This window comes from Serinicoccus chungangensis (assembly GCF_006337125.1).
GTDB lineage: Bacteria > Actinomycetota > Actinomycetes > Actinomycetales > Dermatophilaceae > Ornithinicoccus > Ornithinicoccus chungangensis.
Window position 1 is genome coordinate 1,021,385 of record NZ_CP040887.1, and the last position, 13,872, is coordinate 1,035,256.

Consider the following 13,872-nt stretch of genomic DNA (forward strand, 5'->3'; position numbering starts at 1 on the left):
CTCAGCGCGGTCCCGACGACAGCGTCCCGCCCGGCCGGCCGCCGTCCAGGTCCAGCTGCCCACCGGCCAGCCGGCCGTCGGTCCGGCGCGCCCGGTCGAGGTAGGTGCGGGACTTCTCGACCTCCCCCTCGAGCACCCCGATGGTCTGGGACATGCCGTCCAGGGCCTGGACCCGGAACTCGTCGATCGCGTCCATGGTGGCGTAGATGTTGGTGAACGCCGCCTGCAGCTGCTCCAGCCCCAGCGTGGAGGAGGCCGCCTGCTCCTGGATGGCCACCGAGTTGTCCCGCAGCAGCTCGCTGGTGCTCTGGATCATCTGCGAGGTGGTCTGGTTGAGCGCCGTGATCTGGTCGAGCACGAGCCTCTGGTTGTTGAGCGCCTGCGCCACCAGGACCGCCGTGCGCAGCGCCGACACCGTGGTGGTCGAGGCCCGGTCGACGCCCTTGATGAGCTCGATGTTGTTCTTCATGACGATGTCGATGGCCAGGTAGTTCTGGATCGACACCGCGAGCTGGGTGAGCAGGTCCTGGTGCTTCTGCCGGACGTAGAAGAGCACGTCCTCCCGCATCGCCTTGGCGCGGTCCGGGTCGCTGGTGTCGAGCTCGGCGATGGTCGCCGCGACCTTGGCGTCCAGCTGCTCGGCGATGTAGACGTACTGGTTGAGCCGGCCCATCGACTCCCACAGCTGCTGCTTCTCCAGGTTGAGCGCCGCGTTGTCCTTGGCCAGCTCGTCCTGGCCGCTGCGCAGGGCGTGCAGGATCGCGTCGAGGTGCTTCTCGGCCGACTCGTACTTCTGGAAGTACGTGGTCAGGCGGTCCGAGAAGGGGAGCCGCTCGAACCACTTCCTCACCCCGGTCGCCTGCGCCGGGTCGAGGTCCTCGACGGTGTGCCGCAGCTCGGTGAGGGTCTGCGCCACCTTGGACTCCTTGGACACACCCCCCTGCTGGATGGCCCGGACGGGGGACTTGAGCAGGCGGTTGGAGGTCTCGGCCGCGGCCCGGATGTCGGCGTCGCCCATGGTCCGCACGTCGGCGGCACGCTGCGCGAACTCCGGCGACCGGGTCTCGGTCCCGGTCAGGCCCGCGAGGTATGCCTCCACCTTGGCGTCGAGGGCCGGCATGGCCTCCGGGTCGACCTGGGGCGCCATGCGCGGGGCCGCCGTCTGGGCGACCGGCTCGGACGGGGAGGGGGCGGTGAGCACCAGGGGGTCCGCCTGGGGCTCCGGCGCGGCGAGCGGCTGCGGCTGGTCGGTCATCGTCTCTCCTCGAGGTGCCTGGTGCGGGGGCGCCCGCCCCCGCCGGGTCACGCGGACGCGCTCCCTGCGACGTGCCCATTGTGACCCGGGTTCCACCTTTTCACACGGGGGCCACCCCCCTCAGGTGCGGATCGTCAGCCCTACTGTCACCGTGTCGCCGAGCTCGATGCCCTCGGCGCGTCGGACGGCGTCCTTGAGCGGCACCCAGAAGGCCCCCCGCCGGGGCCACAGCGAGGTCGTGAAGTCGGTCCCGCCCACCCGGCCGCGGACCGGCACCATCCCCCACCCGTAGGTGACCTCGCGCATCACCTCGGTGAGCCACTCGCTCTCCTCCGGCGGGGTGACGAGGAAGTGGAAGGGGGCCGGCTCACGCCACTCGACCACCGCGCCGGTGAACTCCAGGTCCGGGGCCTCGCTCATGCCGTCACGCTAGTGCGCCCGGCGGACGGCGGGTGTCCGCGACGGTGGAGACCCGCGGTCCACACGACATACGACACGGCGTAGTATTGGGTCATGAACAGGCTCCTGATCCTGGGGGCGGGCACCGCGGGCACCATGGCCGCCAACCACCTCGCCAAGGCCCTCGACCACGACTGGTCGATCACCGTGGTCGACCGTGACGTCGACCACCACTACCAGCCCGGCTACCTCTTCGTGCCGTTCTGGATGGACCCGGACCGGTCGTCAAGGACCGCCGCGACTTCCTGCCCGGTCGGGCGACCTTCCGCGAGGAGGCCGTCCGGCTGGTGCATCCGGAGCGGCGGCAGGTGGAGCTCGCGGGCGGCGACCTGCTCGACTACGACTGGCTGGTCATCGCCAGCGGCACCGTGCCCCGCCCCGACCTGGTGCCCGGGATGGCCGACGGGGCGCTGTGGCGCGACGCGGTGCACGAGTTCTACACCCACGAGGGCGCCACCGCGCTGAGGGACGCGCTCGCCGGCTTCGACTCCGGTCGGCTGCTCGTCCACGTGAGCGAGATGCCCATCAAGTGCCCGGTCGCGCCGCTGGAGTTCGCGTTCCTGGCCGAGGACCACTACCGCCGGCGCCGGATCCGGCACCAGGTGGACATCACCTACGTCACCCCGTTGGACGTCGCCTTCACCAAGCCGGTCGCCTCCGCCGAGCTCGGTGGCCTGCTCGAGGACCGCAGCATCCGCCTCGCCGCCGACTTCGCCGTCGAGCGGATCGACAACGAGCGTCGACGGCTGGTCGCCTACGACGGCCGGGAGCTGCCCTTCGACCTGCTCGTGACGGTGCCGCCGCACACCGGCCAGCAGTTCGTCGTCGACTCGGGGCTCGGCGACGACGCCGGGTTCGTCCCGGTGGACCGGCACACGCTGCGCAGCCTGGAGCACGAGCGGATCTTCGTCCTCGGCGACGCGAGCGACATACCGACCTCCAAGGCGGGGTCGGTGGCGCACTTCGCCACCGAGCTGTTCGTCGACAACTTCCTGGCCGCCGTCGCGGGTCGGCCGCTGCCGAACTCCTTCGACGGGCACGCCAACTGCTTCGTCGAGTCCGGCCGTGGGCAGGCGCTGCTGCTCGACTTCAACTACGACACCCAACCCCTCAAGGGCGCCTTCCCGGTGCCCGTCGCCGGACCGATGCGGCTGCTCACCCCCTCGCGCGCCAACCACCTCGGCAAGCTCGCCTTCGAGCAGCTCTACTGGAAGGTGCTGCTGCCCGGCCACCGGCTCCCCGTCTCCGCCCACCTGTCGATGGCCGGCAAGAAGCCGCCGAAGGAGCACTGACCCCGATGCCCACCAACACCCTGCACGGACGCTCCTTCGCCGTCGACGAGGAAGGCTTCCTCACCGACCGCGACCAGTGGAGCGAGGAGCTCGCGACCGAGCTCGCCGCCCTCATCGGGATCGAGCTCGACGAGGAGCACCTGGCCCCGCTGCGCTTCATGCGCGAGGACGCCGCCCGGACCGGCGTCACGCCCACCCTCCGGCGGATGCAGACCGTCGGGGGCTTCGACATCAAGGCCCTCTTTGGGCTCTTCCCCGGCAAGCCGGCCAAGAAGATGGCGTGGCTGGCCGGTCTCCGCAAACCCGTCGGCTGCGTCTAGAGAGGCGATCCCGTGACCACGACCACCAGCACCTTGCCGGAGGGCTTCATCCTCCCCGACTTCGGCGACGCGCCCCGGACGACCCGGACGGTGCAGACCGGCGAGGCCACCGCGGTGACCACGACGACGAGCTACGACGGCCCGCGCAAGATGGCCTTCATCTGCTCCAAGGGCAACCTCGACATGGCCTACCCCGCGCTCATCATGGGCAACGCCGCCCTGGGCGAGGGGGTCGAGGTCCACCTCTTCTTCACCTTCTGGGGCCTGGACATCATCAACACGAAGACCAACGACAAGCTGCGCTTCACCCTGGCCGGCAACACCGCCATGCACCTCGACGACCTCGGCCGGGTCCGGCCGGGCCTGGAGCACGCGTCCGTGCCGCAGGCGCTCGGCAACCTGCCCGGGATGACCGGCATGGCCACCCGCATGCTCAAGCGGCAGATGGCCGAGCAGGACATCCCGACGGTGCCGGAGTTCCTCGACCTCCTGCAGGCATCCGGCGCCCACCTGTACGCCTGCCGGCTCAGCTTCGACATGGCCAAGATGCTCGAGGCCGACCTGCACCCCGGTGTCGAGGGGGTCATCAGCGCCGGCGACTTCATCGAGATCGCCCAGGGCGCCCAGATCGTCTTCGTCTGAGCCTGTCCGGCTGGTCAGGAGGGTGGGATGCGGTCTGTCCACCCGGCCGCGTCAGCACACCCGCCCCAGAAGCCACAGGCTCACCACCGTGCGGGGAAGTTGCCGTATGCGGGGGTTATATCCCCGGCAAATGGCAATATCTCTGCACCGCGATGCCAGTGACACCGAAGTGACCCGTGGTGCTGCCCCGAGCCCGCGCTCCGCTGCGGCCGTGGACGGCGTCGGCCCGGCGGGTCAGCGCAGGCATACCTCGGGCAGGTCGAACCACCGCAGCTCCGGGGCACCACCCGCGTGCTCGTCGGCCGCCTCGGGCAGCGGACGGTCGGGAGCCTCGGCGAGGATGCGGCGCGCGTCCTCGAGGTGCTCGGCGAGCAGCTCCTCGCCCCCGGTCGGGCCGGGCCGGGGGAGCGTGACCGCCCCGTCGGCCCCGAAGCTGATGTCGGACAGCCGCACCGGTGGTTCCACCAGCCCCGCGCGGTGCCGCCAGAGGCCGGTCATGACGTCGAAGCGGTAGTCCCCGAGCAGCCGCCAGCCGTCGCGGGCGACCATGCGCACCGCCTCGATGACGTAGTCCGCCGCGGTGTCGGAGATGAAGTAGTTGAAGTTGACCCGCACCCAGCCCGGCTTGATGCCCTCGCAGCCGCTGGTGATCCGCTCCTGGAAGGCGTGCGAGCGGTCGGTGTCGATGCCCAGGAGGGTATGCCCGTAGGGCCCCGCGCAGGAGCAGCCGCCCCGCGCCTGGATCCCGAAGAGGTCGTTGAGCAGGGCGACCACGTAGTTGTGGTGCAGGTAGGGCCGCTGGCGGCCCCGGACCACGAAGGACAGGATCGACAGCCGCTCGGCGTCGAGGTTGCCGAGCAGCTGCAGGTCGGGCTCGGCCGACCACGCGCGCACCGCCCGGTCGAGGAACTCGTCCTCGCGGGCCCGGATGGTGTCGACGCCGACCGCCTCCTTGAGCCGGAAGACGAGACCGGCCCGGATCGCCTCGACGATGGCGGGCGTGCCGCCCTCCTCCCGGTGCTCGGGGTCGGCGAGGTAGGAGTGCTCGGCCGGGTTGACGTAGGCGACCGTGCCGCCGCCCGGCACGTCCGGCACCCGGTTGGCGAAGAGCTCGCGGCGGGCGGCGAGCACACCCGGGGTCGACGGGCCACCGATGAACTTGTGCGGGGAGAGGAAGACCGCGTCCTTGTAGGCCCGGGGCCGTCCGGCGGGGGCGCTCATCTCGATGTCGACGTAGGGCCCGGCCGCGGCGAAGTCCCAGAACGCCAGCGCCCCGTGCTCGTGCAGCACCTCGGTGACGGCATGGGTGTCCGTGATGATGCCGGTCACGTTGGACGCGGCCGAGAAGGACCCGATGACGAGGGGGCGGTCGGCATGCCGGCGCAGGGTCTCGCGCAGGTCGCCGGTGTCGATGTGCCCGTCGGCGTCCATGGCCACCTGCACGACGTCGGCGATGCTCTCCCGCCACGGGATCTCGTTGCTGTGGTGCTCGAACGGCCCGATGAGGACGACCGGGCGGTCGGCGGCGGGGATGTGCGCCGAGAGCTGGTGGGCGTCCTCCAGGGCTGACGGGATGCGGAGCCCGAGGACCCCCACGAGCTTGGCGATCGCACCGGTGCACCCCGAGCCGGTGAAGAGCACCACGGTGTCCTCGTCGCCGCCGAGCGCCTCGTGGATCGCGGCCCGGGCGTCCTCGCGCAGCCGCGTGGTCTGCAGCCCGGTGCCGCTGGACTCGGTGTGCGTGTTGGCGTAGCCGGGGAGGACGACGTCGCGGATGGCGTCCTCGATGAAGGTGAGGGCACGACCCGAGGCCGTGTAGTCGGCGTAGGTGACCCGGCGCCGGCCGTAGGGCGTGCTCATCACGTGGTCCTCGCCGATGACCGACTCCCGGATCCGGCGCAGCAGCGGGTGGTCGCCGGGACCCGTCGGCGTGGTCGGCGGCGCCGGGCTCTGCGTGGTCATGGCGCCCAGCGTGGCGAACCACCCCGGCCGGCACAACGAGCCTCAGGTCCGGTGAGGCATAACGCCACGGTATGCCTGCAGGTCAGCGGCTCGACGACCGTCGCCGGTGGCGCCCGTCCCCGCCGGCGCCGGAGAGGTCGGCAGACCCACGGATTAGGCTGGACCGTCAGCAGGTCGGCCGGACGGCCGACCGCAGGGCGACGCGGCAGGAGGACGGGTGGCGAGCACCGGCATACGCCTCGACGACGCCGCGCGCCGTGCCGGGCTGCGGCAGATGCGGATGGTCGCCACCGGGCTCCTCGTCCTCATGGCGGTCATCTACGTGCTCACCCACGACCGGACCGGCGTGTGGGCCTACGTCAACGCCGGTGCCGAGGCGGGCATGATCGGGGCGATCGCCGACTGGTTCGCCGTCGTGGCCCTCTTCCGCCACCCGCTCGGGCTGCCGATCCCGCACACCGCCCTCGTGCGTCGCCGCAAGGACGACCTGGGCGACAGCCTGGAGCAGTTCGTCAGCGACAACTTCCTCACCGCGCCCGTGCTGCGCGAGAAGATCCTCGACGCGCAGGTCGTGCGGCGCCTGGGGGCGTGGGTGCGCGAGCCCGAGCACGCGGAGCGGGTCGTCACCGAGGCGGTGCCCTTCCTCGTCCGCGCGGTCGAGCGGGTGGACGAGGAGGAGATCCGGGTCCTCGTCGACGACGTCATCCTGCCGCGGGTGCGCCGCGAGCCGCTGTCGCCGGTGGCCGGCCACCTGCTGGAGCGGGTCGTCGAGGACGGCTCGCACCGGGGCCTGGTCGACCTGCTCGCCCGCGAGCTGCACGCCTGGCTGGCCCTGCACCAGGACCGGGTGGAGTCGATCGTGCGCTCGCGCGCCCCCTCCTGGGCCCCGACCTGGGTCAACGACCAGGTCACCCGGCGGGTCTACACCGAGGTGCTGCGCTGGGCCAAGGACGTCAAGGACGACCCCCAGCACAACGTGCGGCACGCGCTCGACGCCTACCTCGCCGACCTCGGCCGGGACCTGCAGCACGACCCGCGCACCCAGGAGCGCTTCGAGTCCCTGAAGGACCGCGTGCTCGAGCATCCCCAGGTGAGTGCCACCGGCGTCGCGCTCGGCGAGACGCTGCTCAGCTCGGTCCTCGTCGCGCTGGAGGACCCGCGCAGCGCCCTGCGCGCCCGCATGTCCGCAGCCCTGGAGTCGCTCGGGCGCCAGCTGGTCGAGGACGAGCGGCTGCAGGCCAGGCTCGACGCCTGGACCGCCGACACCGTGGTCGACCTCGTCCAGCGATACGGCCCCGAGATCACCTCCGTCATCTCGGGGACGATCCGCCGCTGGGACGCCCAGGAGGCCTCGGACAAGATCGAGCTGCACGTGGGCCGCGACCTGCAGTTCATCAGGCTCAACGGCACGGTCGTCGGCGCGCTCGTCGGCGTGACCATCCACGCGCTCTCCCAGCTGCTCTGAGCCCGCGCCGGGCCCGGCGCGGGCTGGACCGGTGCTGCACGGGCAGGGTCGGGGACGGCCCCGGGCGGACCCTGTGGACAACTTCTGCGCGGAATCGGCCGTCCGCGGCAGGCTCTGAGGATGAGCTTCGAGAACCTTCCCTCCGACTGGCCCGCCCGGGTCCTGGACGACCCGGTGCTGACCGCCGACGTCGTCGATCTCGTCGTCAGCGACGCCGACCGCAGCTCCGGGGCGATCGGCTTCCTCCTGTGCCGCCCGGGCGGCAACCTGGCCCAGCCCGTGGTGGTGGGCGACCTGCACGGCGAGGACCCCGTCCGGGTGCTCGACCGGATGGTCGAGATCATCACGGACCTGCCCGACACCCCGGGGTTCGTGCTGGCGATCGCGCGCGCCCGGGGGCTGGTGGGTGATGCCGACCGGCGGCTGCACCAGCACGCGCTCGACGCGTGCGCGAGGGCGGGCCTCACCCTGTGGGGGACCTACCTCGCCACCCACGCCGGTGTGACCCCGCTGCCGGTGGCGCTCGGCCTGAGCCCGCGCACCGGCGCCGCCTGAGCCCGGTGGCCGGAGGACGGCCACCTCGGCGTGGGCCGGCGGCCCCTGCCGACCGGTGCCGCCGGACCCGCCCGCGCGGGCAAATCCGCTGGTGCCCGCTGGTTACAGTGGGAGGCGTGCCCGAGCCCGACCGCCGTCCGCGACCCGACCGGTCCGGTGCCGAGGAGAAGAGGCGCTCCGACGGCCCGGGGGGCTCTCGTCGGGGTCGGGGCAGGAGCGGCTCGGGTCGCCGCGGACGGGGTCACGCCCGGGACGAGCGTGAGGCCAGGCACACCCGGCCCTCGGCCGACGTCGAGGCCCGTCGGGCGGCCGCGCCGGCCCCCGCGGCACTGCACTACCCGCCCGAGCTGCCGGTCAGCGAGCGCCGCGAGGACCTGCTGACGGCGGTCCGTGACCACCAGGTCGTCATCGTCGCCGGCGAGACCGGCTCGGGCAAGACCACCCAGCTGCCCAAGATCTGCCTGGAGCTGGGGCGCGGCGTCGAGGGCATGATCGGTCACACGCAGCCCCGTCGCATCGCCGCGCGCTCGGTCGCCGAGCGGGTGAGCGAGGAGCTGGGGGTCGAGCTCGGCACGGTGGTGGGCTACCAGGTGCGCTTCACCGACGTCTCCTGCGACGACACCCTCGTCAAGGTCATGACCGACGGCATCCTGCTGTCCGAGCTGCAGCGGGACCGCGACCTGCGGCGCTACGACACGATCATCATCGACGAGGCGCACGAGCGCAGCCTCAACATCGACTTCATCCTGGGCTACCTCCGGCAGCTGCTGCCGCGCCGGCCCGACCTCAAGGTGGTCATCACCTCGGCGACGATCGACGTCGAGCGCTTCGCCGCGTTCTTCGCCGACGCGCAGGGCGAGCCGGCCCCGGTCATCGAGGTCTCCGGCCGCACCTACCCGGTGGAGGTGCGCTACCGGCCGCTGGTCCGCGAGGGTCCACCCCGCAAGGACGGCTCGGCGACCGAGGTCGAGGTCGACCAGGTCACCGGTGTGGTCGAGGCCGTCGAGGAGCTGTGGACCGAGGCCACCGGGCGGGACGGGCGGGGCGAGGACGTCCTCGTCTTCTGCTCCGGCGAGCGCGAGATCCGGGACGTCTGCGACGCGCTCACGGGGCTGGACCTGCCGGGCACCGAGGTGCTGCCGCTCTACGGCCGCCTCTCCGCCGCCGAGCAGCACCGGGTGTTCTCCCGCCACACCGGGCGCCGCATCGTCGTGTCCACCAACGTCGCCGAGACCTCGCTCACCGTCCCCGGCATCAGGTATGTCGTGGACACCGGCACCGCGCGCATCAGCCGCTACAGCCAGCGGCTCAAGGTCCAGCGGCTGCCCATCGAGCCGATCAGCCAGGCCTCGGCGAACCAGCGGGCCGGGCGCTGCGGCCGGCTCGCCGACGGCATCGCCATCCGGCTCTACGGCGAGGACGACTTCGCGGCCCGCCCGGAGTTCACCGACCCGGAGATCCTGCGCACCAACCTCGCCAGCGTCATCCTGCAGATGACCAACCTGGGGCTGGGCGACATCGAGAAGTTCGGCTTCCTCGAGCCGCCGGACTCCCGGCAGGTCGCCGACGGCGTCCGCCTGCTCACCGAGCTCCAGGCCATCGACCCCACCGCCCCGGCGCACCTGCCCCGCCAGCGGCTCACGGCATACGGCCGGGCGATCGTCCGGCTCCCGGTGGACCCGCGGCTGGCCCGCATGCTCATCGAGGCCGAGCGGCAGGGTGCCCTCAAGGAGGTGCTGGTCATCGTGGCGGCGCTGTCCATCCAGGACGTCCGGGAGCGGCCCGCCGACCACCAGCAGCAGGCGGACCAGGCGCACGCGCGGTTCCGGCGGGTCGGCGGCGCCACCGGACCCGTGCGCGGTGGTCGGGCGCGGCAGGAGGGCGAGGCCTCGGCCAAGGACGTCGTCGACAGCGACTTCCTCGTCGTCCTCCACCTGTGGCGCTACCTCCAGCAGCAGCAGAAGGACCTCTCCGGCAGCGCCTTCCGGCGGCTCTGCAAGGCCGAGTTCCTGCACTACCTGCGGGTGCGGGAGTGGCAGGACCTGCACACCCAGCTCAAGCGGGCCGCCAAGCAGCTCGGGCTCGAGGTCAACCAGCACCCGGCGAACGCCGACCAGGTGCACACCTCGCTGCTCACCGGGTTGCTGTCCAACGTCGGCATGTGGGAGCGGGAGGCCCGGGCCTACCTGGGGGCCCGCAACGCCCGGTTCGTGCTCCAGCCCGGCTCCGTCCTGCACCGCCGCAACCCCGAGTGGGTCATGAGCGCCGAGCTGGTCGAGACGACCCGGCTGTGGGCGCGCACCAACGCGGTCGTCGACCCCGCCTGGGTCGAACGGGCCGCGGCGCACCTCGTCAAGCGGTCCTACAGCGAGCCGCGCTGGTCGCGCTCGGCCGGGTCCGCGGTGGCCGACGAGCGGGTGACGCTCTACGGCATACCGCTCGTGGCGGGGCGCACCGTGCCGCTCGCCCGCATCGACCCGGAGACCGCTCGGGACCTCTTCATCCGCCAGGGCCTCGTCGAGGAGGACTGGGAGACGCGGCACGAGTTCTTCCACGCCAACCGGCGCCTGGTCCAGGAGCTCGGCCAGCTCGAGGCGCGGGCCCGCCGACGGGACATCCTCGTCGACGACGAGGCGCTCGTGGAGTTCTACGACGCCCGGATCCCGGCCGAGGTCGTCTCGGGCGCCCACTTCGACACGTGGTGGAAGACCGCCCGCACGCAGGACCCGCGTCTGCTCACCTTCACCGAGGAGCTGCTCGTCGGGGACGCCGGCGAGCAGGTCAGCGCGCAGGACTTCCCGACCGGGTGGCGCCAGGGGGAGCTCACCCTGGGCCTGACCTACCAGTTCGAGCCCGGCGCCGACGCCGACGGCGTCACCGCCCACGTGCCGGTCGAGGTGCTCAACCAGGTCACCGAGGAGGGCTTCGACTGGCTCGTGCCCGGCATGCACGAGGAGCTGGTGACGGCGCTGGTCAAGGCGCTGCCCAAGGACGTGCGCCGCAACTTCGTCCCCGCTCCGGACCATGCGAGGGCCGCGCTGCGGGGTATGCGGGAGGCCGGCACGGTCGGCGTCGCTCCGGTGCGGGAGGCGCTCGCCGACGAGCTGACCCGGCGCGGGCTCGTGCGGGTGTCGCCGCAGGACATGGACTGGGACCGGGTGCCCGACCACCTGCGCATGACCTTCCGGGTGGAGCGCGCGGCGCGGCCGGGTGACGGTGGACGCCAGGGTGGCGCCGGCGCGAAGAAGGGCGCACGCGGCACGCAGGGCAGGCGCGGCCGGGGCCGGGTCGAGGTGCTGGGGGAGGGCAAGGACCTCGCGGCGCTGCAGGAGAGCCTCGCCGGACAGGTGCGCAGCACGATGGCCGCCGCGGCCTCGGGCGTCGAGCGCACCGGCCTGACGGCGTGGCCCCCCGACCTCGACCCGTTGCCGGAGAGCTTCAGCCGCTCGGTCGGTCCGCGCACCGTCCAGGGCTTCCCCGCGCTGGTCGACACCGGCGCGGCCGTGGACGTCCGGGTGCTCGCGACCCGGTCGGAGGCCGACCGCGAGACGCTGCGCGGGGTGCGTCGCCTGCTGCTGCTGGGCACCACCCCGCCGTGGAAGCGGCTGCTGTCGCTGCTGAGCAACAGCCAGAAGCTCTCCCTGGGCCACAACCCCCACGGGTCGGTGCCGGCGCTGCTCGAGGACGCGCTCGCCGCGGCGGTCGACTCGGTGGTGGCCGAGCAGCCGGGCGCGACCGTCCGCGACCCCGCGCAGTTCGAGGCCGCCCTCACCGGGGTGCGGCAGCAGAGCGTGCCCCGGGTGCTGGAGATCGTGGAGTCGCTCGTGCCCATCCTTGACACCGCGCGCGAGGTGTCCTTGCGGCTGCAGCGCCTCGACGCCCCGGCCGCCGCCGACCTCGCGACCGACCTGCGCCGTCAGCTCGACGCCCTGGTGCGGCCCGGGTTCGTGACCGAGGTCGGGCGCGCGCGGCTGCCGCGGATGGTGGTCTGGCTGCGCGCGATGACGGAGCGGCTGGACAAGGGGGTGCAGGACCTGCCGCGCGACCGCCAGCGCATGGAGGAGGTGCACGTCGTCGAGCGCGAGCTCGGGGACTTCCTCGCGGCGCTGCCGCCGCACCGCCGCCAGGACCCGGACGTCCGCGACATCGTGTGGTCCGTCCAGGAGCTGCGCGTCTCGCTGTTCGCCCAGCGGCTCGGCACGCCCGCCCCGGTGTCGGCCAAACGGATCTACGCCGCGATGGACCGCGCCGAGGCGGCCGGCTGATCGCGCTCCCTCGACCGGGTCTGGCACAGTCGGCGTATGCCCTCCACCGACCCGACCCACCACGACCTCTCCACCGACCCCGAGCTCGGTGACTGGCGGGTCATCCTCGACCGTCTGCATACCCGGCTGCTCACCGGGGACTTCGCCACGGGCGCCCGGCTGGTCGGCCGGATCGCCGAGGTCGCCGACGGGCTGGGCCACCACCCCGACGTGGACCTGCGCTACGCCCACGTCACCGTCAGCACCGTCAGCCACGACGTCGGCCGGCTGACCGGCCGGGACCGCGAGCTCGCCGTCGCCGTCAGCCGGCTCGCGCGCGCGGAGGGGGTCGAGGCGGCGCCGCACCAGGTCAGCGCGGTCGAGATCGCGCTCGACGTCCTCGACGCGCCGGCCGTCGAGCCGTTCTGGGCGGCGGTGCTCGGCTACGAGACCGATGGCGAGCACCAGCTCCGGGACGCGGCCGGGCGGCTGGCGCCGCTGTGGTTCCAGCAGATGCAGGAGCCGCGACCGGGCAGAGGTCGCTTCCACCTCGACGTCAACGTGCCGCACGACATCGCCCGGCAGCGGGTCGACGACGCGCTGGCCGCCGGCGGACGCCTGGTCACCGACGAGTTCGCCCCCTCCTGGTGGGTGCTGGCCGACGCCGAGGGCAACGAGGTCTGCGTCTGCACGTGGCAGGGGCGCGAGGGCAGCGGAGAGCAGCCGGTATGACGTTGCGCGTCGGGCTCTCCGGTGGCATCGGCTCGGGCAAGTCGACGGTGGCGGCGCTGCTCGCCTCGCGGGGGGCCGTCGTGGTGGACGCGGACGCGGTCGCCAGGGAGGTCGTCGCCCCCGGCACGCCGGGGCTGCAGCAGATCCGGAAGCGCTTCGGTGCCCGCGTGGTCGCTGCCGACGGCAGCCTGGACCGTCCCGCGCTGGGGCAGGTGGTGTTCGGCGACGAGCAGGCGCGCCGCGACCTGGAGGCGATCACGCACCCGCTCATCGCGCGCCGGTCCACCCAGATCATGGCGGAGGCCCCGGAGGGGTCGGTGGTGGTGCACGACATCCCCCTGCTGGTCGAGCTGGGCAGGGCGCCCGACTACGCCCTCGCGGTGGTCGTCGACGTGCCCGAGGCCGAGCGGTTGCGCCGCCTGGTGGAGCTGCGGGGGATGGACGAGCAGGCCGCGCGCTCGCGGATCCGGGCACAGGCGGACGACGCGCAGCGGCGGGCGGCCGCCGACGTGCTCCTGGACAACTCGACCTCGCTGGACCTCCTGCGCGAGCGGGTCGCCGACCTCTGGTCCACCCGGCTGGTGCCCTTCCGCGACCACCTGCGCGACGGCATACCGGGGGAGTCCGGCGGCCAGGTCGCACCGGCCGACGTCGAGCGGCTGCGGGCGAGGGTCGAGGCCGCCGTGGGCCGGCCGCTCGAGCGCGCTACGGTGACGCCGCCCGACCAGGACGACGGGGGAGCCGCCGAGGCGGGCGACAGGTATGCCCTGGCTGCCGGGGTCCTGGACGAGCCCGAGGTGCGCCGCGGGCTGCAGCAGCGGGGGCTCGTCGTGGTGCGCGAGGACGATCCTTCCGGGCCCACGTCGGACGGGGTCCGTCCGGTGACCATCGCCTCGGCGGACCCGGTCGCCGCGGCCCGCCTGCACCTGCTGGTCGGCTGACCGGA

11 protein-coding genes are annotated in these 13,872 nt (G+C 73.1%); 8 read left to right on the plus strand and 3 right to left on the minus strand.

Features of this window, described 5'->3' with window-relative positions; translation table 11 throughout:
- Window position 1: 1 nt before the first annotated feature.
- Together FHD63_RS04630 and FHD63_RS04635 are read right to left on the minus strand one after the other, a co-directional pair.
- The gene (locus tag FHD63_RS04630) at window positions 2-1,255 is read right to left on the minus strand and encodes a toxic anion resistance protein (RefSeq protein WP_139720525.1); all 1,254 of its coding nucleotides are present in this window, start codon (window positions 1,253-1,255) and stop codon (window positions 2-4) included.
- 120 nt (window positions 1,256-1,375) lie between these two features.
- Complete coding sequence (locus FHD63_RS04635; RefSeq protein ID WP_139720527.1) at window positions 1,376-1,675, minus strand: DUF1905 domain-containing protein; 300 nt, start codon at window positions 1,673-1,675, stop codon at window positions 1,376-1,378.
- A 326-nt stretch (window positions 1,676-2,001) separates the two neighbouring features.
- Between FHD63_RS04635 and FHD63_RS04640 the strand changes: the two genes are divergently transcribed.
- From FHD63_RS04640 to FHD63_RS04650, 3 genes are read left to right on the plus strand one after another with little or no spacing between them, the layout of a single operon-like run.
- Window positions 2,002-3,006 (plus strand): NAD(P)/FAD-dependent oxidoreductase, encoded by a 1,005-nt coding sequence (locus FHD63_RS04640; protein ID WP_238705880.1) that lies wholly within the window; start codon window positions 2,002-2,004, stop codon window positions 3,004-3,006.
- A gap of 5 nt (window positions 3,007-3,011) precedes the next feature.
- Window positions 3,012-3,326 (plus strand): TusE/DsrC/DsvC family sulfur relay protein, encoded by a 315-nt coding sequence (locus tag FHD63_RS04645; protein WP_139720529.1) that lies wholly within the window; start codon window positions 3,012-3,014, stop codon window positions 3,324-3,326.
- A gap of 12 nt (window positions 3,327-3,338) precedes the next feature.
- Window positions 3,339-3,968 (plus strand): DsrE/DsrF/DrsH-like family protein, encoded by a 630-nt coding sequence (locus tag FHD63_RS04650; protein ID WP_238705766.1) that lies wholly within the window; start codon window positions 3,339-3,341, stop codon window positions 3,966-3,968.
- Window positions 3,969-4,202: 234 nt separating this feature from the next.
- Here the strand turns inward: FHD63_RS04650 and FHD63_RS04655 are convergent, their stop codons facing one another.
- On the minus strand, window positions 4,203-5,930 hold the full coding sequence (locus tag FHD63_RS04655; protein WP_139720531.1) for an aminotransferase class V-fold PLP-dependent enzyme: 1,728 nt from the start codon (window positions 5,928-5,930) through the stop codon (window positions 4,203-4,205).
- Between the two features lie 217 nt (window positions 5,931-6,147).
- Here FHD63_RS04655 and FHD63_RS04660 point away from each other — a divergent pair, with 217 nt between their 5' ends.
- The 5 genes from FHD63_RS04660 to coaE all read left to right on the plus strand — a co-directional run bounded on the left by FHD63_RS04660 (window position 6,148) and on the right by coaE (window position 13,867).
- Window positions 6,148-7,395 carry a DUF445 domain-containing protein gene (locus FHD63_RS04660; RefSeq protein WP_238705767.1) on the plus strand — a complete coding sequence of 416 codons (1,248 nt, stop codon included), beginning with the start codon at window positions 6,148-6,150 and terminating at the stop codon, window positions 7,393-7,395.
- A gap of 120 nt (window positions 7,396-7,515) precedes the next feature.
- Window positions 7,516-7,950 (plus strand): hypothetical protein, encoded by a 435-nt coding sequence (locus FHD63_RS04665; protein ID WP_139720533.1) that lies wholly within the window; start codon window positions 7,516-7,518, stop codon window positions 7,948-7,950.
- 116 nt (window positions 7,951-8,066) lie between these two features.
- A complete protein-coding gene (gene hrpA / locus FHD63_RS04670) occupies window positions 8,067-12,215 on the plus strand; it encodes an ATP-dependent RNA helicase HrpA (protein ID WP_238705768.1) in 4,149 nt (1,382 codons plus the stop codon).
- A gap of 36 nt (window positions 12,216-12,251) precedes the next feature.
- Window positions 12,252-12,926: a VOC family protein gene (locus FHD63_RS04675; protein WP_139720535.1), complete on the plus strand. Its 675-nt coding sequence runs from the start codon at window positions 12,252-12,254 to the stop codon at window positions 12,924-12,926.
- A complete protein-coding gene (gene coaE / locus FHD63_RS16225; protein WP_202978412.1) occupies window positions 12,923-13,867 on the plus strand; it encodes a dephospho-CoA kinase in 945 nt (314 codons plus the stop codon). Before FHD63_RS04675 ends, coaE begins: the two co-directional genes overlap by 4 nt.
- The last annotated feature ends 5 nt before the right edge of the window (window positions 13,868-13,872 follow it).

Excerpts from the sequence above, each read along its gene's own strand:
- FHD63_RS04655 (WP_139720531.1), bottom strand. The coding sequence starts at position 5,930 with ATGACCACGCAGAGCCCGGCGCCGCCGACCACGCCGACGGGTCCCGGC.
- FHD63_RS04675 (WP_139720535.1), top strand. The coding sequence starts at position 12,252 with ATGCCCTCCACCGACCCGACCCACCACGACCTCTCCACCGACCCCGAG.
- FHD63_RS04665 (WP_139720533.1), top strand. The coding sequence starts at position 7,516 with ATGAGCTTCGAGAACCTTCCCTCCGACTGGCCCGCCCGGGTCCTGGAC.
- FHD63_RS04645 (WP_139720529.1), top strand. The coding sequence starts at position 3,012 with ATGCCCACCAACACCCTGCACGGACGCTCCTTCGCCGTCGACGAGGAA.
- FHD63_RS04635 (WP_139720527.1), bottom strand. The coding sequence starts at position 1,675 with ATGAGCGAGGCCCCGGACCTGGAGTTCACCGGCGCGGTGGTCGAGTGG.
- FHD63_RS04630 (WP_139720525.1), bottom strand. The coding sequence starts at position 1,255 with ATGACCGACCAGCCGCAGCCGCTCGCCGCGCCGGAGCCCCAGGCGGAC.
- coaE (WP_202978412.1), top strand. The coding sequence starts at position 12,923 with ATGACGTTGCGCGTCGGGCTCTCCGGTGGCATCGGCTCGGGCAAGTCG.